Genomic DNA, 24,940 nt, shown 5'->3' with positions numbered 1-24,940 from the left:
GAAGCCCAAGAACAGCAGTGTCCACTCTGCCGATCCTGGCGCTGTATCCGTTTCTGCAAAGATATTTCGTGAAAGGCGTCATGGTCGGCGCTTTAAAAGGTTAATTGAACAGGAGCTGACAATCCGTTTGAGCAAAACATTTACAATCAACACCGCCGTAACAGTTGGCCCGAACACTCGGTTTTGGGAAGCGGCGGGGTCCGACGATTTGTACTGGCTGACCCTCGAGGATGCGGGGCAAACGATGCTCAACCGCATGCAGCGGACTGGCACGTGCCGGTATTTGCGCAATCATTATACACTTAGCTCGAGAACGGTGGATGGCCGGCAATTGGGCTGCGAGGTGTATTCCGAGGACGAGAAGGGGAATGTCCGGTACGATTTTACCAAAATCAACGCGGTATACCAGGAATTTGTCCGGCGCGGAATCAAACCGATCGTGGAATACGACTATTTGCCAGACGTGTTGGCCCGGCAGCTTGACCGCGATGCGCCGGAGCGGGAGGAAGGGCTTTCCGCCAGCGACAAGGGACCAAAGGATTGGGGCAAATGGGCCGATCTACTCAAGGCGTTCACCCGCAATTTGATCGATACGTTCGGGCAGGAAGAAGTCCGTACCTGGTACTTCGAAGTATGGAACGAACCCGATGGCTGGGCGGTGGAGGATCTTCCCACGTTTTTCAAAATGTACGACGTGTTCGTCGATGCGGTGACTTCGGTCGACGATAAGCTGCGGGTCGGGGGCCCCGCGACCTTCAGCATGTATTTTTTACGGGACTTCCTCCATCATGTCACTCGTGGAACCAATCATGTAACCGGGAAAACTGGCACGCGAATCGACTTCGTCTCGCATCACATTTATGGCTTATCGGGAGGATGGGTGCATGAGCATCCGCTCGTCCGGCCCACCGTGCAACGATTTGTCCAAGAAGTGCTGTGGATTCAGCGGCTTCTTAAGAAGTATCCCGGTCTGGAGCACGTGGAATTCCATATGAATGAATGGGGGGTTTGCTCCAATTACCAGCGGACGGTGGCGCAGCACCCAGCGTTGGAATACCGGAACAGCGAGTTTTCCGCGCTGTTTCTGACCAAGTTGGTGCACCTGTTGTATGCCGTCGAGGATGCGTTCGACTTTCCGACGTCGGTGCTGCTGTATTGGGGCTTCGCCTTCGAAACATCGACTGGCGAATTCTTCAGGGGCAACCGGGACCTGCTCACCGCAGGCGGTGTACCGAAGCCGATTCAAACCGCTCACGAGCTGCTTGCCCACTTAGGGGAAGAACGCCTACTGGTCGAGGGGCCGAAGCCTGGCAGCAGTCTAGGCGTGCTCGCCACCCGCACCGGTACCGGCCGGCTGGAGCTGTTCGTTTACCATTTTAATGAGCTGGACGATGAGCCGGAGGGCGAGGAGAACGTCGAGTTGACGCTTACCGGGCTGGGGCTGGAATCCGGAACTATGCACGTCTCCGCATATATTTTGGATGACGAGCGGCACAATACGTACCGAGCTTGGCAGCGGCTAGGCTCGCCCAGTACGGCGGAGTGTGCGGATTTGCCTGCCTTGCTGCGGGTGGGAGAACTTTCAGTTGATGAAACCGTGGACATCCCGGTGCAGGCTGGGGAAGCCTCTCTGCGTTTTTCAATGCCCCGGCACAGCATGAGGCTTTATGTTATTAAGAAGTAGGAGAACCCGGCAATGCCGAGGGAGTATTAAGCCTATTGTTTGTTTGGCTAAGCTGTCCGGAAATTCTGGACGGCTTTTTTTTAATCGTGCGGCATGCCCCAAAGCACGTATCTTGCCGTAACATAAAGTGAATTCTGCCGCGTCGTCAAAAAGCCTCGCAAGAGGGAAAAGAGGAAGCCGAGTCTCGCGCACTTAGACGAAGGCATGGAAGCTGTTCAGAGCTTGGAGCGGCAACGAAGAATCCATGTCGGGTGACAAGAACATATAAGCTTAAAAGTCGCGTAGTTGCGGCTTTTTTTGTTTTAACGATATATGTTCTTGTCAAAAGCCAAAGACAAGAACATATATCTTTGCCGAATGATGACAAGAACTTGTATTGTTATGCGTAACTGAAAACCTTTCTCAACAACAGGTTAAATTAGATGAATTTAAAACGTAAGCTGGAAAGGGGCAACGATTGAGCTAACGGGCAGTTTAACTCAACAATATTCTGGAGCAGTAGCCTTAGATTCAGGTTATTTAACGACCCCAATTTGCAAAGGCCTTCAAGATCGAAACATTCGCAGTATGCGTGTCCGCAACAGTAAGAATTGCCCTACCGAACTACGGATGGACGGAGCACCTTAGAATTAGCAAAAGAAACCCGAAGTCTCATAAAAGACGTGGGTTTCTCGTCAATCTGAGTAGCCTTTAGGACTACTTTTTATTTCCCAATATTAAACCAACCGGGCATTGCTTGAATTACATTCCAGAGTTTTTCTGGAATATTAAGCTGGTCGAGTTTTGAAACGTTCAACTCAGAATCTACCTCGGCTTCTCGTCCATTTGCGACCATTTCAACCCAAGTAGGATTCATAATTAACGCATGCCCAATGGCAACTAGCGGCAATCCTAATTCCACAGCTTTAAGAGCATCATCCGGTGTTATTATGGAACCAGCAGCCATCACAGGTACCTTACCGTTTGCTCTTTCTAGAATTAATTCAAGCCGTGTTTTTTCATCTTGACTATCTACTGGCTTTGAAGACACATTATCTAATGAAGCATGTATATAATCCAAATTCTGTTCAACAAGAATATCGATTAATTCATACGTGTCTTTCATACGTAATCCGTCCACTTTGGAGGATTCTTCAGGTGAAAATCGGTATCCTAAAATGAATGGTTTTGTAGCATGTTTTTCAATGACATTTTTGATTTCGTTAATAATCGCCAATGGAAAACGCAAGCGATTTTCAAGTGATCCTCCCCATTGGTCCGTCCGTTGATTCGTTGCTGGCGACCAGAAGTTTTGAATTAAAAATCCATGTGCCCCATGAATTTCGACGCCATCAAATCCGGCTTCTATCGCTCGTCTTGTTGTGTCTCCAAAAGCACGTACAATCGACAAAATCTCCTCATGTGATAGTTCTCTTGTTTCTGGAGTTGAACCTAAATTAGTAATTTCGGGTTGCAATGCACTCGCACTAACTGCATCCAATTCGGGCAAAGCTTTATTGCCAGCATGAAAAATCTGTAGGATCGCAGGAGAGCCTCCACTTTTCGCTGCCTCAGCTAATTTTCGTAAACTTGGAGTAAATTCATCATTGTACCCGGCGAATTCATTCGTAAAACCCTGTCCATTCGGTGTAACATGAGTACACCCTGTAATGACGAGTCCTACTCCATTCACTCTTTGTTTGTAATACTTTACTTCGTCATCCGAAATGGTAAGATCGTCATTGCTTGACCAGGTTGTCATAGGTGCCATAACAATTCTATTCTTCATTGTTATTCCACTTCTGAATGTGAAGGATTCAAATAACCTACTATATTTTTGATTCATTTCTTTAACCTCGCTATCATATTTTATTTTCTGTTTCAGTGTAATTGGTTACCGTTACAGTAGGTCAAGGATTTATTTTTATATGATTACATATATAATTTTTGTGCTTTCATTCTCTTTATGATATATATTTAATTACAGTAACTGTAACTAAAGGTGGGACAAGTAGATGTTGTATTCAATGACATACGTAGTGGAGAATTTAAATGTATCTGCAAAGACACTTAGGTTTTATGAAGAGCAGGGGATATTACCAAATATATCTCGTGACGAAAAAGGCCGTAGAGTTTATAACCAACAACAAATAGATTGGATTTCTTTTATTCGTTGTCTCAAAGAGACAGGAATGCCTCTTTCAAAAATCAAGGATTACAAGGAACTTTATGAATTGGGAAATAGCACCTTTTTGCAAAGAGAGGAGATGTTGATACAGCATAAATTGGAACTTCAGAAGAAAATTGACGAAAGTTTTAAACACATGGAAGAAATAAACTATAAAATTGCCATGTATGAACTTCAGAAAGAAGAGGTTATGAAAAACCCTAACTATAACTTTAAATGTCACGGTCACGGCCTGGAGATTAAGACGGTGAATTAATGTAATGTACTTGCGCTAACGGGAGACTTTAGTTGAATGACACAGCGGCTGCCGTTCGTCGTTGAGCCATCGGGCAGTTTAATGAAGTGTAATGACTAATACCTCACTGTTATGGGGAACTTAACCATTGAGGTGATGAAATCATGAATAGAATAATAGCAATTTTCATAACTGTGTTCTATTGCACAATATTATTAACTTCTCAAGCTAATGCAACACCCGTTGTTCCTCCATTCGAAAAACCTTATATCGAAATGGGATATAAATCAGTTGGGGAAGCATTAAAGGAATGTGAAGCACTTAATCAACGAGAACTTAAATTGCCGATTAAATTACCGCCGATGCAATTTACACATCACTTAGGCAGATGTGTAAACGACAAGGAAAATTATAACGACGAACTTCAAATAGAATACCTCCATGAAGCGCAGGGCAAGAACCACTATAATATTGATGTAAGACCTATTGAGCAGAGAATCGACTTTGAGAAATCAAAGCGAGGGAAGAAAAGATACAAACTGAATGACGGTAGCGATGCACTATATTTTTCAACTATAACCCCAAAGTCAAGGGGAGGGTTTAACATACTGGTTTTCGAAAAAAACGGATGGCAGTACCGTCTGTCAGTGGATAGTCGAATAGAAAATCAAGTCACAGTGGATGTACTGGTTGGAATAGCAGATTCATTACGCTAACGGGGAACGATAGTTAAATCATCACACGACGGCAGCCGGTCAAAAAAAACGGCTGCCGTCGTTGCGAACGGGCAGGATAGTTGAATACAACTCTTCAGTCGTTCTTTCTGTGGTAAACTGAATTTGGTGATGAATATGGAAAAAATTAAGCAAGTCAAAATACTTGCTCCTTTGAACGAAAACGATAAGGAATGGCTGAAAGACTTGTGGTTAAGTGAGTGGGGCGGCGAAATCATGGTATCCAAAGGCAAGAAGCATCATTTTCAGGACTTGGATTCAGTCATCGCCTGGGTAGATGATGTGCGAGTCGGGGCGGCTACTTATCGTATAGGTATACATGATTGTGAGTTGATGAGTATTAATTCGACTGTAGAAGGCTTAGGTATCGGGAGTAATTTGATTTCTACTGTGGAACAGAAGGTAAAGCAGTCGGGAATAAATCGCATATGGCTTATAATATCAAACGATAATTTGGATGCTTTAAAATTTTATCAACGACGTGGATATCGAATAACGGCCGTATATCCAAACGCAATTGACGAGGCTAGGAAGCTAAAGCCAACAATCCCCAAAGTGGGTTATTATGATATACCGATTCATGACGAAATTGAACTTGAAAAACTTCTATGATTATTGAGCTAACGGAGACGATAGTGATGAGCTGCCGTAAGGTCAGCTCCTTTTTTATGTTCGTTTGAGTAACGGGCAGAATAACGAAAAAGAATATTTGTTTGAAGCATATTGAAGTACAATAAACAGTATCGAGGTGAGAATTATGAATTTTGTAAATAAATCAAGCGATATTGACTTCAAAGATTTCATAGGACAAAAAGTCATCGAGATTTCCCCAGTTGGACTTGAACTGGTAAACATCAAGTTTGACGGCGGAAGTTTAAATGTGGAGTGTTCCTGGAGATTGAGGAATAAAAGCGATATCGTGGTCGGTATTACTGAACGTGATGGAACAGATTTTATATCTATTATAAAAGATAATCTGCAACACAAGCCTATTACAAATATTTATCATTTTAAAACGGGCGACTTAACATTAGAAATTCAAAATCAATATTATTTTGATTTGTTTGCCGATTCTTCAGCATTTGAGCATTACCAATTATATCGAGGAGAGAGTCTGTTTTTACTTGGCAGATGAGGTCTTCACTAAACTAATGAAGAACGTTAATTGTGCGAGGTGAAATGTTACTATGAGTCTGAATCCTTATGAGGTAAAGACAAAAGAGGATTTAATTCGTTTTATAATTTCCTTAAAAAGCGACCTGGATGTAAACATAAACGAGTGGGAAAACCCTACGTTGAATTCATTTCTAGAGGGAATGGAGTCGTGGCTAAGGGATACAGGGACTATAGCAGAGCCTAATTGGAGTGTTTTTGCAATTATTCTCTCGGCAGGAAGATCATATGAATGATTTATTTGCTTCATCTGTCCTGGAGTTACGCTAACGAAGAACGAGAGTTTAAACACCAAGGATGTGGCGAAAATCACCATAAGAAATATAACAAGCTCAATCGAAAAATTAAATTATGCTATAGAACAATTAATATTATGTTCATTTGGGGTGAGTAGATTATGCAATATTCCCTAATAGATTTTAAACAATCTAAAAGTAAATTTATTTTACTCTTTCTCAGCTCAATTGTAACCCTAGCCATTTTGTGCTTTTCTTATTTTTCAATATATGGTTTCGATTACGAGCATCGTTTCAGAGAAGGTTACGTTGGTCCAAGTGAAACCTCTAAATTAGTTGGAGTCAGTACACTATCTTTCTATGTACTTCTGATTTATTCGATTTGCGTATTCTATAATAAAGATATTGATTCAACAGCAATCCGTTTGTTTAGAGCTTTGATAAATACTCGTGTCGTACTTCTAACTGGTTTTGCTCTAAGTCTCCCTTTCATGATTTATGGTTACGTGGCATTATTTTTCGATTGATCAGCGTCAAATTACCTTTCAATAAAATTTCCGAAATTATAAAATTAATCCTCCTTGAACTAAGGAGAACTATAGCTTAAAGGAGCGAACATGAAAAAGTATTATTGTCCTTGTTGTGGCTACAAAACATTAGATTATGAGCCCCCTGGATCATTCGATATATGCGACATTTGCTTTTGGGAAGATGATCTCGTCCAGTTCAATGACCCCGATTATGAAGGAGGGGCGAATATTGAATCCCTTAGGCAGTACCAAAAGCGATTCCTTTCAGGGCAAGTCAACCGGAAGCCTAATAATACAGATGAACGCAAACCATTTTGGAAACCTTTAAGCTAAAGGGGAACGATAGTTCAACACAAAACGGCTGCCGCAGGGCAGCCGTCATTGCGAACGGGCAGGATAACGCAACTAAATCGTACCTTTCTACGTCAATAGAACATGTAAATAATTAAAAATAGGGGATTTGGATGAAAAAGTTAATGATTTGTTTAAGTGTTATTATTTTATTGCTTACGGGTTGCAACGGCGGAAAAGAGTGTTCAAACAAGAACTCCAAGTGTATCGAAGATTGGAGTAATGAAGATGTCAAAGAAATCACCGTATATATGAAAGATTCAAAAGGAAACAAAGGAGTCACAGCCAATGTCCAGGATCAAATGAAAATAGATATTATTCTGAAAGCAATACAGACGGCAGAGCCAATATCTGGTGATCTTAAAGTTAGCCCGCCCGACTACGAAGCTGAGATCGTTTTAAAAGATAAAAACATAACACCTTCTTCTATTCAATTATGGCTTCCTTCAGATAGTGAAGGAATGATAGTGTTCTCAAAGAATAGTAGTCAAGGCTATAAACTTACAAAAGAGGAGAATAAAGAAATAAGGGTTATTATAGAGTCCGTGAGGATACATCCTGCAAAATGAACATGTTTGTGTGCTTCGACAGAAGTATTTCAACTAACGGTGAACGATAGCGTAAAAAACACATCACGACGAAGCTGCCGCGATGATCGGCAGCTTTGTTGCGCTAACGGGCTGGATTGTGGAAATAATGCACGGCAAATCTCCCAATAACTTTGTTGCCGAATTCCATAAAATGGTACAAGTTTCTTTCCATTTGCAGTATGATTGTGATAACTGTATGGAAAGGTGGTAAATAGTGTGCTGCAGCCAATTAAGGTAGGACATCGCATCTCCGTGTTGAGGGAAGAAAAAGAGTTAAAACAAGCGGATCTCGCGGGTATTATGGGCATCAACGAGGAAGAATTGGAGAAATGGGAGAGTGGGGTGAAGCTTCCTCCGACGGAACTTCTTCCGAAGCTTGCCGTCATGCTGGAGTGCACGATCGATTACTTGCTGCTGATGGGCGATTCCAGTACGTTGAAAATTAAGGAAGCATATTACGGAGTCAATCAAACTTACCTCAACTGCACAGCAAGAGTGAACAGTAAAATCGTCAATAATGAAGTTACCATTCCGGTAAACAACGGATATTTTGCTGCAGATCCGGTTCCCGGGGCGGACAAAGTGTTGGCCGTTACAATAGAGAATGAAGGACGGGGGTATGCAGTATTCGTTCCGGAAGGTACTAAACTGGATCTATCCTTAGATATGCTGACAAAACCGATCCTTTCGAATCCTGATTCCATACATATTCTTTATGCATGTTACGGCTCCTGGGGTGGTCGAATGGATGTTAAGGAAACATTGGCCAGCCTGATATCAGTTGATGGCGGGACGGTCAACGTTTCGAATGGAACGTTTGGCAATGATCCTTCTCCGAACATCCGCAAGCAATTAACCGTCGTGTATTGTGATAATAAAGGCATGTATGTCAGAAACGCGAAAGAAAATGAAATCATGATGCTTAAACCTGACGACGCGATCAACAGAGCGATCGATTTCGGACAGGATACGATGCTACTTGCCGTATAGCCGCGCAGCTGAATAATGATCATATAACGGACCATGACCGCATTAAAGATGCGAGCCTGAGTCCGTTATTTTCTCTGCTAAGAAATGTACAAGCTGCAGTCTTTGTTTGAAGCTTGTTCGTTCCGCCCAGTTGAATAAGATAGAGCCGCTACGCTAACTGGCAGTCAATATTCAAATAACATATATCCATGATGAAATAACATTTTTCCATATATATCCACATAGAGGTGGTGTAATATTGTTTTTATACACTTAAGTAATGGGGTGAAGTTAGGATGGAAAATTGTCTGATTTGTAATCGAATTAAATGATAAATGAAGGTACGAATAAGTATTTTATAACATAATTAGAAACCGGGTATGTGGTTATAGGGGATCATCAATATTTCGAAGGTTATACGCTATTTTTATGCAAGGAACACAAATCAGAACTTCACGAATTAAAATATAGATTTTAAAGAAAAGTTTCTTGCGCAAATAAGCATTGTATCTGAAGATGTTTTTAACGCATTCAAACCGGACAAGTTAAATTATGAACTTCTTGGCAACGGTGATCCCCATATGCGTTGGCACATTTTCCCAAGAAGACTGGCCGAGCCAAACCCTAAAGCTCCTGTTTGGTGGACCCCTAGAGAAACCATGTATTCTGATGATGTTAAACCCAGTGATGAATCTTTGAATGGATTGAAGAAAAAGTTAATGAATGAGTTGAAGAAATTAATTAACTGAGAAAGATAACGAAAAGGTTATGACTGGGGCGAGCGCCGCGGCGACCTGCAATTTGCAGGAAGCTTACATCTTCTAGATACATCTTACTATCCTTACTTTGTTGAAAATGACATACCGGAAATTAATGATTTTAATGTTATTCCTTCATTTCGAAAGCTTGGAATTGGAAATGCATTAATGGAAGCAGCTCCGTTAAGCTATTGAGCAGTAACTTGGAAAAATAAAAATGTAAGCCTCTTTAAAAACGAACATATATTCGTTATTATATATGTGGATGAGTTTACCAAAACATACATTCTTAACTGTCATCCATGGCAATAGAAGATAAACATTGTCAAGGAGGAAATTTTGTTCATGACACTAAGTCGGACCGTGAAAGCAAAAGCAGTGCCTGAATTGTTTTATGATGGCGGAGAAATTGATGTGCTATGGGATAATCATGATCTGGCTATTGATTGGTATGTGACTTTCATGGGATGGGAAGTAAAACGAAAGGAATTGTGGTGGCCTGATCAACGCATTCAAAGTGGAAGAATGACCCATCTCGGATATGGCACCTGGCTTAACTCCGTTCTGACCTTGCAAAAACTCCCGTTTCATTATGCTGAAAGAGGAAGTATTGATCCTCACATTCGTTGGTGCTGGCGAACAAAAAATTTACAAAAAATACACGACCATTTTATCGAAAACGGGATTCGGGCCACCGATCTTTACCTTGCCCCTGATGGCAAACAATACTTTGATTTCTGGGCTACAGCGGAAGGTACGCCGCTCACGGCAGAAGAAGACAATACAATAAGGAGTAAAGGATTCAGACCATCATGCACAAGGATCGGTGTTCGCGATCTACGCGTGTCCGGCAAGTGGTATCAAGAATTTGTCGGAATGAACGTACACGAGGACTATATCGAAGACGGTTATCTTGTCATGTCTCTGAGTGAAAACTACTCGGATTCAAGACAATCCATTTGGATATTGGAACAGCTCCCGAGCGATGTTTATACAGGCAAAATCGATGGGACAATTCGTCCGTTGACTCTGGTAAAAAAACGAAAGGATTTCTTTTGTTATCACCAATTCTTACGAGACAATGGCGTCGAGTGCGGAGACGTAGGGGGACATTTGGAAAAAGGAAGAGTCTTATTCCATTTCTATGACATCGATGGAAACCGCTTTAATGTGTCTCATTGCTAATAGCTTCTAATTGCTCGGCCTACACGTTTAATGTATCCTGACCTTGGAAGTTGAAAATTTCGATGACTTCATTTGAAAATGAAACAGAGTAGAGCTCTTGTGACTGATATCGAGGATAATGGCGGTTATGGCCGTAATTTTTATGCTTTGGCAGGAAATAAGATTAGGAGAAGTTTTATTCTTTAATTAATGGTTTCATATATCCCAAAATTGATAGCTCGAATAGAAGGATCTATTTCCCGTAGAACTTTTATTAACTTCATAGCATTCTTGTAAGTTGGTGACCGTCTCTTAATATTATTTTTCGAGGTTTCAATTTATCAAAGTGACTAACTACCATCGTGCCGATCGAAAATACCGAGGCGCTCCTTTTTTGACAAAGAACATTTTTTACAGGAAGGTTGATTAAGGAATTAAGCAAAGCGTCTACCAAATTTGGTATAACCTAGCATTGTCTATTAATAATGGTGCAAGTTCTTGATCAAACCAATATATCTCACTTCTTAAAAATGTAATTGGGTATTGTTTTTTGTAGCGAACTTGAACTCTAGTCCATTCATTAGTGATTTCGTATGTTTCAGTATGTTCGTCTTTAGGAGAAAGATTGCCACCATCTAGCTCCCAAATTCTTAGTTGGATTTTGCGTGTGACATCTTGTTCATTTTTTACAAAAGCTTCAAAAACAAATTCCTTTCCCAGTTCTTCATGTTTAAGCGTAATCCAAGAATCTTGATGAATAGATGGATCACGTAATGCACCACCCTCATTATGTACATAGATATACTGTCCTGTTCTATATGCCTCCTTCAAGTCATAGTGAAAGGATATGTGTCGACACCTTTGCTCCTCTGATCTCCATCCCCAGAAATACAATGTGTCATAATCTGTATCTGCTGTCTCTAGAGTTGGATAGGATTTTGACAATGTAATATAGGACTTATCTATTAATAAATTATCTGGTTCTCTATCGTACCAGTAAATTTCAAATCGAATACTTGTTTCATCTAATTGTTTTCTATACCTAATGTTTTGACTTACCCACTCTTCTCCAATTTCTAATTCCGCTGAGCTAGCTTCGCCATTCTCTATAACAGATTTGTCCGAAGGTCTTAGTTCATATATTGCTATTACAACTTTCCTACCAGGTTTCAGGGATTTTAATACTACTTCAAAACAAACCTCAGTGTCTTTCTCCACTTTATTGGACGGTATGTCTTTAATAATACTAGCAAAGGAAATGTTTGGGTCTTTTACTCCCCTGTCATTTACTGCTAAATATCTTCTGGTTTTATCCTCTGTATCCTCTACAATTGAGAAGTCAGAGCACCTCGGAAATTCAAATCCACCATATAGAGGTTCAGGACTTTTCCTATTAAAATTAGCATCAATGTTTACTTTTTCTTGTTGCCATAAATTTACTAATTTATCTCGGTAAAGCCGGTAGGGTATCATTTGGTTTTTCGTATGAGTTAAATATACAGATCTCCATCGTTCTACTCTTGAAAAATTGTCGTTTTTTTGAAGTCGATGTACATACCAACCATTGAAAAAAACTCTTTCAAGATCAAAAGATAGTTTTAAATTTTTTTCATAAATCTCAATTATACTCTCTTCGAGTTCATAACCATATAACTCATTCAATTCTATATACGACGCAGCCATAAAACATACTATCTGCGCATATAAAAGATAAGTTTCTGTTAAGATATCGTCCCATGTTGTACTATTCCTGTTTATAATAAAATTTTCAGTATCTTGTAGTACCCCTCTACATCCTAGTTGAAAAACAGATACACCCTCTGCTCCTGTCGATCTTTTCATATCTTTATAATAACCAACTAATGATTCATATGTAGATTTAAATTGTTCTGTACGCATATTATTAATGAAATTACTTATAAAAGTTGTAATATCTTGAATTATCTGTTCTACCATTACTTGTTGTTCTTTTTTCTTCTTTCGCTCATCTTCTATTTCTTTATATTTTTGAGCCAAAAACAATAATACTTCAACTTCAACTTCTGTAGGCATATATACCTCCTAGTATCAGATAGCCTCTCGGCATTCGCCGAGGTAAACGGGGCAAGGCTTTGCCTGACCCATCCAAACTGGTCTCCTCCTACTTTTGTAGGGGGATTTTTTATTTGAACCACATTCTGAACTGGTTTACCCTGTTTCTACATCCGATTTACCAGCCGATACTGTTACAGAGTTTCATGATACTACTCTACAAGCCATCAGCAAATGGATTGATGGAACAGTTGGGAAACCTGAGACCGCAATTGTTGGAGTTGAACAACTAATAGTAGCAATTGAAGGGAAGGCCATTATATTTCATTAAGTGAGGTTTCTTTAATTCATACTGTAGCCCTGCTTGTTATGAACGAATTATGATAGCATCAAGACAAACAGGCTGCCGACATAATTGGCCCTGTTCCGCTAACGGGCAGTTTAGCGCAATCACGAAGCATAGAATAACATTGGTCAATCTGCTTTATTTCATTTAGCTAAGGGCAGTAATAATCAATAGCAAAGCAGGAAAATTTACGAGTATCAAGAATTTTCATTAATAGTAATTTATTGTTATTTTATGTTGCGAAATATCAAGATACCATATTCCGGATACATCGAGATTACAAGCCGCACAGAAAACAGGGGCATGATTCCATAGATTACGTCGTGTATAACTGCAACTGCGTAAGGAGAAAAATATCGACTTCCGCGATCTCGGATACGAATTCTACATGTACAACTTTAGTGATTTTCAAGAGTTGGGGAAAAGGTACAGTGTTGGGGGAAGTTTTGGACTGATAAAGACGACATCATCGAGAAGGCTGAAGAAATCCTCTTAAACAACTATTTCATCGAAGGCGAAGACGAAGAGGAACGAAAGAAGAGACTACCCTCGGGCATCCAGCGACTCGCTGGAAGCGTTCTACTCACTCATTTTCGTGAGCAAGGATACATCCAATACAACCCTGCTTCCAATTTTTTAAGCGACATAGAAGAAACTCTTATGCGGGCTTTGAATTTCTATCGAATGTATGACTTCAGCGAATTTACAGATGAAGATGGTATGATAAACGAAGTCCGAAAGTTGAAATTCATTCAAGAATATCTCATGTTCACGACTTCCCCCGGGAATTATTATGAAAATCTTAATAATTTCTCATGCGAGAAATCATAAATATAGTTGCCGAATTTAGTAAAATAGTAGGATGTTGAGTTCTGTCTGAAAGGAGCTGAAAATCATGTGCGCTAAAGTTCTCATTGTTGACGATGAACATGAAATAGCGGATTTAATAGAAGTGTATCTGCGAAATGAAAATTATGAAGTGTTCAAGTTTTACTCTGCAAAGGAAGCTCTTTCCTGCATTGAAACGACGGAGCTTGACCTTGCAATTCTGGACATTATGCTGCCGGACATCAATGGTTTTATGCTTTGCCAGAAAATACGGGAACAGCATACCTATCCCATCATTATGCTGACGGCCAAAGATGAAGAGACGGATAAAATTACGGGGCTAACCTTGGGTGCCGACGACTACATCACAAAACCGTTCCGTCCGCTTGAGATGGTAGCGCGTGTAAAAGCACAGTTGCGGCGCTATAAAAAATACAATACGACGCAGTCTGCACCTGTCACAGAGCCTGTAATCGTCCATTCAGGTTTGGTTATGGATGTAAACAAGCATGAGTGCCTACTGAATGAAAAACCTCTTGAACTGACACCCACCGAGTTTTCCATACTCCGCATTTTACTGGAGCGAAAGGGCGGCGTGGTGAGTGCCGAGGAACTATTTCATGAGATTTGGAAGGACGAGTATTACAGCAAAAGCAACAATACGATCACCGTTCATATCCGTCACTTGCGTGAAAAAATGGGCGACACTGTAGAAAACCCAAAGTATATCAAAACAATATGGGGGGTCGGCTATAAAATTGAAAAGCAATAAGAAGGGCAATTATGCAAGGCTGAAGCGAAAAGCTTTTTTACAGATGCTACTGATTACTGTCACTGCTGCTGGTACCGTCCTTTTGTTGCGGGATATTTTGCGTGGACAGATTGGAGATCGCATCGTTCAATTTCTGATTCATACGTTTTATCTGGACTATTCCGATGCAATGAAAATCTATCATTATTTATTTCGCAATAACTTAAATATCATTCTGCTTCTTTTGACGCTGTTTTTTCTGGTCATTCTTTCTCGATTCTCTATCTCCTGGTTCACAAAATATTTTGATGAAATCAGCTCCGGCATGGATCGGCTTGTGGAAGATTCAGAGGATAGAATCTCCCTTTCCCCGGAGATGGATTTCATGGAAAATCGTCTGAATACCATAAAGGACAACTTGAAAAGACAGAAAAAGGCTGCTCAGGAAGCGGAGCAACGCAAAAATGATTTGGTCGTTTATTTGGCCCACGACATCAGGACTCCGCTTACATCTGTAATTGGTTACTTGAGTTTATTGGACGAGGCTCCCGATATGCCCATGGAGCAGAGAGCTAAATATACTCGCATTACACTCGACAAAGCCTATCGCTTGGAGAAACAAATCAACGAATTTTTTGAAATTACCCGGTACAACTTGCAGCAAATCAAGCTGGAAAAGGAAACGATAGACCTTTACTACATGCTTGTGCAAATGACAGACGAGTTTTATCCGATCCTATCCGAAAAAGGAAATACCACTGTACTTCACGCAGACGAAAATTTGACCGTATACGGCGACCCGGTGAAACTGGCGCGGGTATTCAATAATATTCTGAAAAACGCGGCCGCATACAGCTACCCAAACACGGAAATCGTTATTTCCGCAGAGGAAATAGAGGGTTATATAAAGATCGTTTTTCAAAATCAAGGCAATACAATTCCACTGGACAAGCTGGCAGCTATTTTCGAGAAGTTTTATCGCTTGGATGAAGCGCGCACTTCCGACACTGGCGGTTCCGGGTTAGGGTTGTCCATCGCAAAAGAAATCGTCACCCTGCATGGAGGAACCATTGTGGCCCAAAGCAAAGATAACACAGTTACCTTTACGGTATCTTTACCTATTACACATTAGGAAAACATCAATCTGATGTTAGGATTTTCTTAGGAATTAAACAACTCCATATTAAAATACGGCCTGTCGGCTTTTGATAACATGGTTTTATCAAAGCTGACAGGCTTTTATTTTGCAGAAAGGAAGGATTTTGTTATGCCAAGAAAACGTGTTACCCAAATTTTCCCTATGCTTTTACCCTTTAGAAAAAGGCAGCGCGCATTCTGCTTTTACATGGGGATGCATCTGGATAAAAACAGATATACGAACAGCTTTTCAAAAACCATACTGCCCTACAAGGTTTTTGAAACAAGCTGCCCGTTGTATAACCAACAAACAGGTTTTGATATGGTCTTTCAGGAAAACAAGGTTTTCAACCTGAAGCTTGCCGCAGCAAAATTACACACATTAATCATCAGGCCGGGCGAGACCTTTTCCTTTTGGAAGGCCATACGGCATGCGGATAAACACACGCCTTATAAAGACGGGTTGATAGTGAAGGACGGGAATCTGACCACGGAATACGGGGGTGGCATGTGCCAAATGAGCAATCTGTTATTCTGGATGTTTCTGCACACGCCTTTGACCATTCTTGAACGGCGCGGGCATGTCATCAAAGACTTCCCCGAACCGCCAAGCGACGCTCCGATGGGTGTTGACGCGACCGTGTCGCTGGGATGGATTGACCTGAAGGTAAAAAATGAAACGGAATATACCTTTCAGATATGTATCGCTTTTGATGAGGAATGCATGACTGGCAGCGTCTTTTCAGATAAAGACAGTGGCTGTCATTATGAAGTCAAAAATGGAGATCTGATCTATTACAGAGAGAACAATATTGTTTATGAACAGGTGGATGTTTGGAAAAACCAGATTTCCAACACGACGAATCAGATAATGAACTCGGCATTGGTATATAAAAAATGTTTGTGAGATCGGATATAAATTGCCCGATCACATCAAGGTCATAAAAAAGGATGGTTGACACAATGGAGAAAACAGGGATCACGATTTACGGATGTGAAAAGGACGAAGCGGATATGTTCAGGAGGTATTCACCACATTATGGTGTTGAACTGACGATCATGAAGTCAGCGGTATCAGCAGAAAACGCCGCGTTGGCATCAGGCAATTGCTGTATAAGCGTTAACCATAAAACGGAAATAGATCTTTCCACTCTTCGCGCCCTCAAAGAAAACGGCGTCGCTTACATATCCACAAGAAGCATAGGCTGCAACCACATTGACATTGAAGCGGCTGAAAAGCTTGGCATTACTATTGGTAATGTAGCTTATTCGCCGGCCAGCGTTGCAGATTTTGATGTTGATACTCATGTCTATACGAAATGCAAAGTCGGTTTTATGCAGGGCAGACGTCCATGATTACAAGCTTTGTGCTGTACCGGGACGGGAACTGCGCGACATGACGGTGGGGATATTGGGGACAGGCCGCATTGGTCAGGCGGTTATTGATCGGCTAAACGGCTTCGGATGCCGCATACTCGCTTACAACTTGTATCCACAAGCTAAGGCCGAATATGTTACTCTGGGCGAACTGCTGCGGCAAAGTGATATCCTGACGCTTCATATGCCGCTCAATGCTGATACTTACCATATACTTGACCGGAAGCGAATCAAAAGCATGAAACACGGGGCCTTAGTTATTAACACCGCACGCGGTTCTCTAATTGACACAGAGGCGCTGATCTGGGCTCTGGAAAATGGGAGGCTGGGGGGCGCCGCATTGGACGTCGTTGAAGGCGAAGAAGGTATATTCTATCACGACTGTACAAACAAGCCGATCCATAATCAACTTCTGCTGCGACTGCAAAAATTGCCGAATGCGATTATTACGCCGCATACCGCTTTTTACACAGAACACGCGCTGCAAGATATCGTGGAGAACACGATTCAGAATTGCTTAGAATTCGAAAGGGGAGAAAGATAAATGACCAAGCTCAAGATTGCCGTTTTATTCGGAGGCTGTTCAGAAGAACATGCTGTCTCCATAAAATCCGCACAGGAGATCGCCAGAAACCTTGACCCAGAGAAATTTGATCCGCTTTACATCGGGATAACCCAAGCCGGTGGATGGAAGCTCTGTGATTATCCTGATGCGAATTGGGAAAGCGGAAATTGCATTCCTGCCATGTTGTCGCCGGACAGAAATGTCCACGGGTTGATTGTGTTGGAGCAAGGAGAATGTAAGATCATCCGCCTGGATATTGTGTTTCCAGTTTTGCATGGAAAAATGGGGGAGGATGGCGCCATGCAGGGACTGTTGGAGCTTTCCGGCATTCCCTATGTAGGCTGCGATTATCCAGAGCTCAGCGCTGTGCATGGATAAGTCTTTGACTTATGCGATCGTAAGAAACGCAGGAATCGCTACGCCTGATTTTCTGACAATCAACACAGGTGACATGCCAGACGCGGGGCAATTTGTTTATCCTGTCTTTGTTAAACCAGCCCGTTCCGGATCGTCTTTTGGTGTCAGTAAGGTAAGCAATTTGGACGAATTGCCAGAAGCCATCGAAAGAGCAAGGCAATATGATACAAAAATTCTGATTGAGCAAATGATTTCCGGCAGCGAGGTAGGCTGCGCAGTGCTCGGAACCGGTAACGACTTGTTTGTTGGTGAAGTGGATCAAATCCAGTTATCACATGGCTTCTTCAGAATCCATCAGGAAAAAAATCCGGAGAACGGTTCTGAAAACTCTACGATCAAGGTTCCAGCCGATATTTCAGATCAGGATAAGAAACGGGTACAAGAAACAGCGAAGCTGATTTACCGGGCTTTGGGTTGTAGTGGGCTTGCTCGTGTGGATATGTTTCTACAGGAAGACGGGCAAGTCGTGCTCAATGAAGTCAACACTATGCCTGGTTGTACCTCATATAGCCGCTATCCAAGAATGATGGCCGCCGCCGGCTTAACGCTTGCCGATGTGATTGAACGCGTGGTTGCATTAGCGATGGAGGGATAAGCATATGGAAAAAGGATTTGTGTTCCTTGATGAAGTTCTCCCCGGAATTCGTTGGGATGCTAAGTATGCCACATGGGACAATTTCACCGGAAAACCGGTCGATGGTTATGAAGTCAATCGTATTGTTGGCACCAATGCATTGGCTGCCGCGCTGCTTGTGGCACAGGAGCAGGCAGCTGATCTCGGGTATGGCTTGCTTCTCTGGGACGGTTATCGTCCGCAACGCGCTGTGAATCGCTTTGTACAATGGTCTGAAGAGCCTGAAGATGGGCGTACAAAATCAAAGCATTATCCTAATATCAACCGTTCCGAAATGATTCAGAAGGGTTACGTAGCGACTCAATCGAGTCATAGCCGTGGTAGTGCAATTGATCTGACTCTTTATCGAGCAGATACCGGCGCTCTTGTTCCGATGGGCGGTGATTTTGATCTGATGGATGTCATCTCCCATCACGGCGCTAAGGGAATCACTAATGCTGAAACTAAAAACCGCCGGTTATTGCGTTCTATCATGGAGTCCAGCGGTTTTAACTCATATGATTGTGAATGGTGGCATTATTCATTGAAAAAAGAGCCATATCCCAGTACCTATTTTGATTTTCCTATATCACTGGACAGTGAAAAGTTTTTGTTGAAAAATTGTCTAATAGTAAAATAACCCATGAATTTACAGAAGAAGAATTACGAAATCATTACAGACGAGCTCCGGCGCATTATCGAAGCGGGACTGATCAAGCCGGGGGAGAAGCTCGACACAATCGACCAGCTGGCGGCGCAGTACCGTGTTGGACGCTCGACGGTGCGCGAGGCGCTCAGCCATCTGAAGGCGCTTGGTCTGGTCGAATCCCGGCAGGGCGGAGGCACGTACGTCAAGAGACCAGGGCTTGAGCCGCTGGCCGTGCTGGAATCGCTACAGAATTCGAACGCCGAGCTGTCGCAGGTGCTCCAGGTGCGTAAGATCCTCGAGGTCGGAGCGGCCGAGCTGGCAGCCAAGCACCGGACCGCCGAAGACGTCGAAGAGCTGGGCAAAATCATCAGGCAAATGCGCGACGCCGTCGGCAACGAAGAGATCAGCCAGATTTACGATACGAACTTTCATCTCGCCATCGCCAAAGCGTCTGGCAACGCGATTCTGGAAACGATGATGACGCACATTTCCGCGGCGATGTTCCGCACCATCAAGGACAGCCGCAAGCTATGGCTCTACAGCGGGAAGGATACGGCCGGCAAGCTGTTTGAGGAGCACAAGAAGCTGTTCGAAGCGATCCGCGACAGAGATCCGAAGCTGGCCGCAGCGACGATGGCGAAGCATCTCGCCCAGGTCGAGAACGATTTGCAGTCGGTAAAATGAAACATTTCACTGTACGCTGCCGCTGCCCCTATAGTAACTGGTACAACTATCCATGGCATCCAGCTAATTGCCGAGGAGCTTGGCTTTATCGGCGGTACGCTGGTGCTCCTGCTCTTTACGATTCTCGTGTGGAGAGGCATGAGGGCGGCCATTACGGCCCCTGATACGTTCGCCAGCCTCATCGCCGTCGGCATTATCGGCATGATTGCTGTGCAAGTCATCATTAACATCGGCGTAGTGATCGGGATGTTCCCGGTCACGGGCATTACACTGCCGCTCATAAGTACGGGAGGGTCATCATTGACGCTTATGTTGACATCGATCGGCATCCTGCTTAATATATCCCGTTATTCGAGGTGACATGGAATGAAAACCATCGTCTTTACCGGAGGAGGTTCGGCGGGACACGTCACGCCGAACATCGCGCTGATGAACAAGCTTCAGCAATTAGGCTGGGAAGTCCGCTACATCGGTTCAGCCACCGGTATCGAGAAAGAAATTATCGAGCGCGAAGGCGTTCCTTTTTATCCGATTTCCTCCGGGAAATTGCGCAGATATTCGATCTCAAAAATTTCAAAGATCCATTCAGAGTCATTAAAGGTGTTTACGAGTCTTATAGATTATTACGTCGGTTGAAGCCCGCCATCGTTTTTTCGAAAGGCGGGTTCGTTTCCGTCCCGGTCGTTCTTGGAAGCCGGATGAACAAGATCCCGGTCATTATCCATGAGTCAGATACGACGCCGGGACTTGCCAACAAAATTTCGATTCCTTTTGCAACGAAGGTTTGTGTCACGTTTCCGGAATCGATGCAGCATGTGCAGGATCAAAAAGCGATTTTAACGGGACTTCCGATTCGTGAGGGAATTTTAAACGGGAAAGCTTCAAAAGGCTATTACCTCTGTGATTTTCATTCCCAGAAGCCTGTTATTCTGATCATGGGCGGCAGTCTTGGCTCTCAAGTTATTAACCAGGCCGTCAGGGATAATCTAGACAGGTTGCTTGCGCAATTCCAAATTGTACATATTTGCGGCAATGGCAATGTCTCCCAAGATCTCTCCGGCAAGAGAGGGTACAAACAATTCGAATATATTTTTGACGAGCTTCCGGATGTCATGGCGATGTCGGATTTGGTGATTTCCCGGGCGGGAGCCACTTCGATTTATGAATTTCTCTTATTGGAAAAGCCGATGCTTCTCATTCCACTCTCGCTGCAGGCGAGCAGAGGCGATCAAATTTTAAATGCTAAATCGTTCCAAAAGGCCGGCTACGCCGATGTGCTTCCGGAAGAAGAGCTAACCTCCGAATCCCTCGCTGAACGTGTTGAAACGCTCTATGCGAAGCGTGAAGCCTACAAAGAAGCCATGTCATCCCGCAATGAAACGAATGCGGTAGAAACGATTGTCAAGCTGATTGAAACGTATAGCTAAACGTCCTGATTTCGCGAAATCGGATAGGCGATTGTCATACTTGGCCAATATCCTGATTTTTATTCCTATTGGTTGGATGCTTTATCTGCTGTTGCGAGGTTTCTGACGGACAATGTTCGCGGGATATGACGGGGATTTTGGTAGGTTTTCTGATCTTTGCTCTAATCCGACTCTTTGGCGTCAAACTTTATGACAGAGGGATTTATTGGGATTTTAGACAACAAGGTTAGCAGACAAGACAAAAAGCGTCTCTTTGACGCTTTTTTAGTTTAAGTCTTCGTAGTAGGCGATCATGGCCATTTTGATGTAAGGGGTCGTCCAGAATTTGACGAAACCAAAGCTTGGACAAATGTCAAGAAAGTAGAGAAATCAAAAATTCCAACTGAGGAGGAGCTCAAGCGTTATTACGAGGTTGTCTGGAAGTCGAAAAAATTCCAGGATATGATGATTGTCAAGACGCTCATGTATACTGGTATCCGCGTCAGCGAATTAATCAATATTCGGCTGACGGATATTGATTTTCATTACTGTCAGGTTCGCATCAATAATGGAAAGGGCGGCAAGGATCGCATCTGAAGACCCTGATTCTTTGCTCCCTTACACGTAGAACATATTGATGAATGGAGATCAGATATTAAGAAATATCTGGGATTAGCACCTGGCTGGAGATTTTTAATTGCTAATGATTATGAGGATGTTTGGTTTGACCCGACTTTATTAGAAAATTGATTGTTGAGCTAACGGAAACGATAGCTCAATAACAGACGGCAGCCGGCCAGACGACCGGTTGCCGTCTTCCGTTGAAGTAACGGGGAGGATAATTTGGTGAGAGTTATTAATTGTGATAGAACAAGTAATAAGAAGTTTTGGAGTAAACAAGATATTTTAAGCTAACCGGATACGATTCATGGAATTATCAAAATGCCGCTTGACGCAACACCTAATGGTGTTATAAAATTCAAAACGAAACCAATTGGTGTTATTTAAACGAATCCATACTATCTCGTTTTGACAAGACGGGCGTCTTGTTTACTAACACTGTCTTTGGGTCCCTTGGAAGAATTTATTTTGATACAAATAACCTGAGGAACAGTTCTCAAGTGGATCAATCAAATGTTATTTCACATATGATTTCAGATTTCCCTCCTTCATTTATTACGGACGGTAATGATGCGACCTTTACCGATCAGGCCGTAGATTTGGAGAAGCGTATGACAGAACTAGATATCACCCATGTATTTAACTACTACGATAGAAGTGCAGCTAAACTTGGGCACGGTTATGAAAGCTCACTTAGTAATGAATATGCCTTTAAAAATTTTGATAAAATGCTTGATTTTATTAAACAGCGTATAAATCATTAGAAGTTGAGCTACAATCTCGCTAAATTAATTTATAATACTGTATAGTATTTAATGATAGTGAGTTCGAATTCCATTGAGTGAGAATATTAGAAAACGAGGGCACCCGCGCAGGGAAACAACGGATAATTCAATACTTCGAGCCACTAGGGCGCTGATCATTACGTCTAGCTATATAGAAGGAAATGAAGTATCAGATGATTTCGAATTGAAGCATAAAGAGTTTGAACGTTCAACTAACGGAAACTATAGTTGAATAAGCATCAATGAATGAAGCTGCCGGCACGATCGGCAGCTTCATTACGTTAACGGACAGATTTCTACAACAACAGGGCAGGTTACATTAATCCGCCCGTCGAATATCAATAATGATATTCAAATATTTTGGAGATGATTGTTTGAAACTATATGTTGTGAGACATGGTCAGACTGAATGGAATTATGAAAATCGAGTTTGTGGAAAGACTGATGTCCAATTAACGGATAAAGGTGAAAAGCAAGCAGAGGAACTATCAAAAATATTACATGAGAAACAAATTAATATCATAATAACATCACCCTTGTCTAGAGCAGTTAAAACGGCTGAAATACTTTCAAGTTCGATCAGTAAAGATATCGTAATTGATAACAGACTTATAGAGCAGGACTACGGGGAATTTGAAGGAATTAATCGAGACAATGAAAATTTTAAAGAAGCAAAACGACATTTTCCAAGTAAGCTGTATAGCGGTGAGTCGATTTTACAAGTTGCACAAAGAATTTTTAATGTACTTGATGAAATAAAAGAAAAATATAGAAATCAGAATGTTCTAATTGTAACCCATGGTGGCGTCTGTAGAGTAATTAATGCCTATTTTAATGAGCAGACGAACAAAGAGTTTTATCATTTTCATATTGGAAATTGTGAATTGAAAGAGTATGAATTCCAATGAAAAAAGAGCTTTTTAATAGAACGAAAAAAGAAAGTGAATGACGGGAGCAGGTGCCGCATCGATCTGCCCCGATCGTTGAAGTAACGTGCAGCTTAGTTGAAGAGGAAAAAATGAATTGATATCGAAATCTAAAATATTAGGTCCCGATATTAGGTTTATGCTTCAGTTGTGGTGGTTTTTTTCAGGTCTTATTAATTTAGCGGGTGCGTTTCTTCAATTAAGAGGGTATTAAGGAGGGACTGAGATATGTTGGTTAAAGTGATGTCGGTTTTCAACTGTGATGCAGATGAATTATTTAAAGAAGTAAGAAAAACTAAATCTCTCATTTATATAGGAAAACCACTTGTAAAATTTGTGCAGTTACCAATACATCCTCTCCCAGAAGTATGGAAAGAAGGTAGGTATCTTCTTAAAATGTATATTCTAGGATTTATACCATTCGGTAAACAATGGATAGTAATTTCTGTTGATAACGACATTAAACATATTAGAGATAATGGTTATAGTAAGTTAATAAAAAAATGGGACCACAATATATACCTAAAAGATATTGGAAACAACAAAACTCTTTATGCTGATACAATAGATATAAATGCAGGTATATTAACAATTTTTATTGTATTGTTTGCTCATATATTTTATAGGTTGAGACAAAAAAGATGGAGCAAACTTATTAATAACAAATTTAATTATAACGTTTAGAAATTGCTAAATTTAAAGTATAAAAGTAAGGGGGTACGTTAGTCTAATAACCCTTACAAACAAAGACCGTTTAGTAGGCATTGCACAAGGAACTTTAAATGAAATTGAAGCAGGGAAAGCAAAGCCTTCATTTGAAATGACTGGAATTTCCAAGACACGTGCCATGGAGGGTGGATAATGGCGATTGGATAATTTCAATTTATCCAGATGGCGATTATCATTTCTTTCTAACAAGGGATTTTTCATGGGGAATTTTAGGTCCCCATGGGAAGAAACAATGACAATCTACGGAGAAAGGCTAATTAGCTATTTGTTAAATGATAATCCGCTTATGCTTCACAAAGTGTTGCTACGTGGCTAAGATATTGACCGATGCTTATTGAACTAACGAGGAACGATAGTGAAGGAGCTTGCCTCGTGAAGTGACCCCAAAAAGTTAGACAGTATATTGTTAGGCAGCTTCTAGGGCATGAGTCCGGTACCGTACCGGGCTCATGCCTTTTAGTTTTGCCTTTATTCGTTTGTGGTT

21 protein-coding genes and 7 pseudogenes are annotated in these 24,940 nt (G+C 41.8%); 26 read left to right on the top strand and 2 right to left on the bottom strand.

The features are described from left to right. Nucleotides 1–17: 17 nt before the first annotated feature. Both ICC18_RS34180 and ICC18_RS32250 read left to right on the top strand, forming a co-directional pair. Nucleotides 18–104, top strand: a pseudogene (locus ICC18_RS34180) (carbohydrate ABC transporter permease); the annotation flags it as partial. A gap of 23 nt (nt 105–127) precedes the next feature. Then, entirely contained in the window at nt 128–1,684 is a 1,557-nt protein-coding gene (locus ICC18_RS32250; protein WP_188178501.1) for a GH39 family glycosyl hydrolase, read from the top strand. 703 nt (nt 1,685–2,387) lie between these two features. Here ICC18_RS32250 and ICC18_RS32245 read toward each other — a convergent pair. Beyond that, nucleotides 2,388–3,509 (bottom strand): NADH-dependent flavin oxidoreductase, encoded by a 1,122-nt coding sequence (locus tag ICC18_RS32245; RefSeq protein ID WP_188178500.1) that lies wholly within the window; start codon nt 3,507–3,509, stop codon nt 2,388–2,390. Between the two features lie 169 nt (nt 3,510–3,678). Here ICC18_RS32245 and ICC18_RS32240 point away from each other — a divergent pair, with 169 nt between their 5' ends. The 9 genes from ICC18_RS32240 (at nt 3,679) to ICC18_RS32205 (ending at nt 10,612) form a co-directional block, all read left to right on the top strand. Then, nucleotides 3,679–4,107, top strand: a complete 429-nt coding sequence (locus ICC18_RS32240) for a MerR family transcriptional regulator (protein ID WP_061828399.1) — start codon at nt 3,679–3,681, stop codon at nt 4,105–4,107. A gap of 143 nt (nt 4,108–4,250) precedes the next feature. Then, nucleotides 4,251–4,802 carry a hypothetical protein gene (locus ICC18_RS32235; protein ID WP_188178499.1) on the top strand — a complete coding sequence of 184 codons (552 nt, stop codon included), beginning with the start codon at nt 4,251–4,253 and terminating at the stop codon, nt 4,800–4,802. A gap of 135 nt (nt 4,803–4,937) precedes the next feature. Further along, on the top strand, nt 4,938–5,432 hold the full coding sequence (locus ICC18_RS32230) for a GNAT family N-acetyltransferase (RefSeq protein WP_188178498.1): 495 nt from the start codon (nt 4,938–4,940) through the stop codon (nt 5,430–5,432). Between the two features lie 145 nt (nt 5,433–5,577). Then, entirely contained in the window at nt 5,578–5,955 is a 378-nt protein-coding gene (locus ICC18_RS32225; RefSeq protein ID WP_188178497.1) for a hypothetical protein, read from the top strand. A 52-nt stretch (nt 5,956–6,007) separates the two neighbouring features. Beyond that, nucleotides 6,008–6,229, top strand: a complete 222-nt coding sequence (locus tag ICC18_RS35030; RefSeq protein WP_446673948.1) for a DUF7660 family protein — start codon at nt 6,008–6,010, stop codon at nt 6,227–6,229. Between the two features lie 617 nt (nt 6,230–6,846). After that, on the top strand, nt 6,847–7,092 hold the full coding sequence (locus tag ICC18_RS32220) for a CPCC family cysteine-rich protein (protein ID WP_188178496.1): 246 nt from the start codon (nt 6,847–6,849) through the stop codon (nt 7,090–7,092). 131 nt (nt 7,093–7,223) lie between these two features. After that, nucleotides 7,224–7,679 carry a YhfM domain-containing protein gene (locus tag ICC18_RS32215; RefSeq protein WP_188178495.1) on the top strand — a complete coding sequence of 152 codons (456 nt, stop codon included), beginning with the start codon at nt 7,224–7,226 and terminating at the stop codon, nt 7,677–7,679. 237 nt (nt 7,680–7,916) lie between these two features. Continuing rightward, nucleotides 7,917–8,690: a helix-turn-helix domain-containing protein gene (locus ICC18_RS32210; protein WP_188178494.1), complete on the top strand. Its 774-nt coding sequence runs from the start codon at nt 7,917–7,919 to the stop codon at nt 8,688–8,690. Nucleotides 8,691–9,772: 1,082 nt separating this feature from the next. Beyond that, nucleotides 9,773–10,612: a hypothetical protein gene (locus tag ICC18_RS32205; RefSeq protein WP_188178493.1), complete on the top strand. Its 840-nt coding sequence runs from the start codon at nt 9,773–9,775 to the stop codon at nt 10,610–10,612. 426 nt (nt 10,613–11,038) lie between these two features. On the opposite strand, the gene ICC18_RS32200 is transcribed toward ICC18_RS32205, so the two are convergent. Continuing rightward, a complete protein-coding gene (locus tag ICC18_RS32200) occupies nt 11,039–12,643 on the bottom strand; it encodes a hypothetical protein (protein WP_188178492.1) in 1,605 nt (534 codons plus the stop codon). A 1,220-nt stretch (nt 12,644–13,863) separates the two neighbouring features. Between ICC18_RS32200 and vanR the strand changes: the two genes are divergently transcribed. From vanR to ICC18_RS34170, 15 genes and pseudogenes are all read left to right on the top strand, one after another. After that, a complete protein-coding gene (gene vanR, locus ICC18_RS32195) occupies nt 13,864–14,568 on the top strand; it encodes a VanR-ABDEGLN family response regulator transcription factor (protein ID WP_188178491.1) in 705 nt (234 codons plus the stop codon). Continuing rightward, complete coding sequence (gene vanS, locus ICC18_RS32190; protein ID WP_312029644.1) at nt 14,549–15,679, top strand: vancomycin resistance histidine kinase VanS; 1,131 nt, start codon at nt 14,549–14,551, stop codon at nt 15,677–15,679. The genes vanR and vanS overlap by 20 nt, the downstream gene beginning before the upstream one ends. A gap of 135 nt (nt 15,680–15,814) precedes the next feature. Beyond that, nucleotides 15,815–16,643 (top strand): annotated as a pseudogene (gene vanW, locus ICC18_RS32185) (glycopeptide resistance accessory protein VanW). 4 nt (nt 16,644–16,647) lie between these two features. Next, nucleotides 16,648–17,605, top strand: a pseudogene (locus tag ICC18_RS32180) (D-isomer specific 2-hydroxyacid dehydrogenase family protein). Next, nucleotides 17,606–18,638: pseudogene (gene vanA / locus ICC18_RS32175) on the top strand (D-alanine--(R)-lactate ligase). Between the two features lie 4 nt (nt 18,639–18,642). Continuing rightward, nucleotides 18,643–19,296 (top strand): D-Ala-D-Ala dipeptidase VanX, encoded by a 654-nt coding sequence (gene vanX / locus ICC18_RS32170; RefSeq protein WP_188178489.1) that lies wholly within the window; start codon nt 18,643–18,645, stop codon nt 19,294–19,296. A 3-nt stretch (nt 19,297–19,299) separates the two neighbouring features. Then, nucleotides 19,300–19,989, top strand: a complete 690-nt coding sequence (locus tag ICC18_RS32165) for a FadR/GntR family transcriptional regulator (protein WP_188178488.1) — start codon at nt 19,300–19,302, stop codon at nt 19,987–19,989. A gap of 63 nt (nt 19,990–20,052) precedes the next feature. Beyond that, nucleotides 20,053–20,349 (top strand): annotated as a pseudogene (locus tag ICC18_RS32160) (FtsW/RodA/SpoVE family cell cycle protein); the annotation flags it as partial. Nucleotides 20,350–20,355: 6 nt separating this feature from the next. Continuing rightward, a pseudogene (gene murG / locus ICC18_RS32155) lies at nt 20,356–21,416 on the top strand (undecaprenyldiphospho-muramoylpentapeptide beta-N-acetylglucosaminyltransferase). A gap of 375 nt (nt 21,417–21,791) precedes the next feature. Beyond that, nucleotides 21,792–21,992: a phage lytic cycle repressor MrpR family protein gene (locus tag ICC18_RS32150; protein ID WP_312029643.1), complete on the top strand. Its 201-nt coding sequence runs from the start codon at nt 21,792–21,794 to the stop codon at nt 21,990–21,992. 9 nt (nt 21,993–22,001) lie between these two features. Continuing rightward, nucleotides 22,002–22,139, top strand: a pseudogene (locus ICC18_RS34175) (immunity protein Imm33 domain-containing protein); the annotation flags it as partial. A gap of 377 nt (nt 22,140–22,516) precedes the next feature. Beyond that, nucleotides 22,517–22,780, top strand: a complete 264-nt coding sequence (locus ICC18_RS32145) for a hypothetical protein (protein ID WP_188178487.1) — start codon at nt 22,517–22,519, stop codon at nt 22,778–22,780. A gap of 395 nt (nt 22,781–23,175) precedes the next feature. Beyond that, complete coding sequence (locus tag ICC18_RS32140; protein WP_188178486.1) at nt 23,176–23,709, top strand: histidine phosphatase family protein; 534 nt, start codon at nt 23,176–23,178, stop codon at nt 23,707–23,709. A gap of 246 nt (nt 23,710–23,955) precedes the next feature. After that, nucleotides 23,956–24,411, top strand: a complete 456-nt coding sequence (locus ICC18_RS32135) for a hypothetical protein (protein WP_188178485.1) — start codon at nt 23,956–23,958, stop codon at nt 24,409–24,411. Nucleotides 24,412–24,569: 158 nt separating this feature from the next. Next, nucleotides 24,570–24,692, top strand: coding sequence for a DUF2716 domain-containing protein (locus ICC18_RS34170; RefSeq protein WP_312029642.1), 123 nt, complete (start codon nt 24,570–24,572; stop codon nt 24,690–24,692). Nucleotides 24,693–24,940 lie beyond the last annotated feature (248 nt).

Origin of the sequence: Paenibacillus sedimenti (assembly GCF_014534655.1) — a bacterium.
GTDB classification, from domain to species: domain Bacteria; phylum Bacillota; class Bacilli; order Paenibacillales; family NBRC-103111; genus Paenibacillus_E; species Paenibacillus_E sedimenti.
The sequence above is the reverse complement of the archived record's forward strand: the minus strand, read 5'-3'. Positions and strand labels throughout refer to the sequence as shown.

Coding starts and splice junctions, on each gene's coding strand:
- ICC18_RS32200 (WP_188178492.1), bottom strand. CDS start 12,643: ATGCCTACAGAAGTTGAAGTTGAAGTATTATTGTTTTTGGCTCAAAAA.
- ICC18_RS32135 (WP_188178485.1), top strand. CDS start 23,956: ATGTTGGTTAAAGTGATGTCGGTTTTCAACTGTGATGCAGATGAATTA.
- ICC18_RS32205 (WP_188178493.1), top strand. CDS start 9,773: ATGACACTAAGTCGGACCGTGAAAGCAAAAGCAGTGCCTGAATTGTTT.
- vanR (WP_188178491.1), top strand. CDS start 13,864: ATGTGCGCTAAAGTTCTCATTGTTGACGATGAACATGAAATAGCGGAT.
- ICC18_RS35030 (WP_446673948.1), top strand. CDS start 6,008: ATGAGTCTGAATCCTTATGAGGTAAAGACAAAAGAGGATTTAATTCGT.
- ICC18_RS32245 (WP_188178500.1), bottom strand. CDS start 3,509: ATGAATCAAAAATATAGTAGGTTATTTGAATCCTTCACATTCAGAAGT.
- ICC18_RS32240 (WP_061828399.1), top strand. CDS start 3,679: ATGTTGTATTCAATGACATACGTAGTGGAGAATTTAAATGTATCTGCA.
- ICC18_RS32235 (WP_188178499.1), top strand. CDS start 4,251: ATGAATAGAATAATAGCAATTTTCATAACTGTGTTCTATTGCACAATA.
- ICC18_RS32220 (WP_188178496.1), top strand. CDS start 6,847: ATGAAAAAGTATTATTGTCCTTGTTGTGGCTACAAAACATTAGATTAT.
- ICC18_RS32230 (WP_188178498.1), top strand. CDS start 4,938: ATGGAAAAAATTAAGCAAGTCAAAATACTTGCTCCTTTGAACGAAAAC.
- ICC18_RS32225 (WP_188178497.1), top strand. CDS start 5,578: ATGAATTTTGTAAATAAATCAAGCGATATTGACTTCAAAGATTTCATA.
- ICC18_RS32165 (WP_188178488.1), top strand. CDS start 19,300: ATGAATTTACAGAAGAAGAATTACGAAATCATTACAGACGAGCTCCGG.
- vanX (WP_188178489.1), top strand. CDS start 18,643: ATGGAAAAAGGATTTGTGTTCCTTGATGAAGTTCTCCCCGGAATTCGT.
- ICC18_RS32215 (WP_188178495.1), top strand. CDS start 7,224: ATGAAAAAGTTAATGATTTGTTTAAGTGTTATTATTTTATTGCTTACG.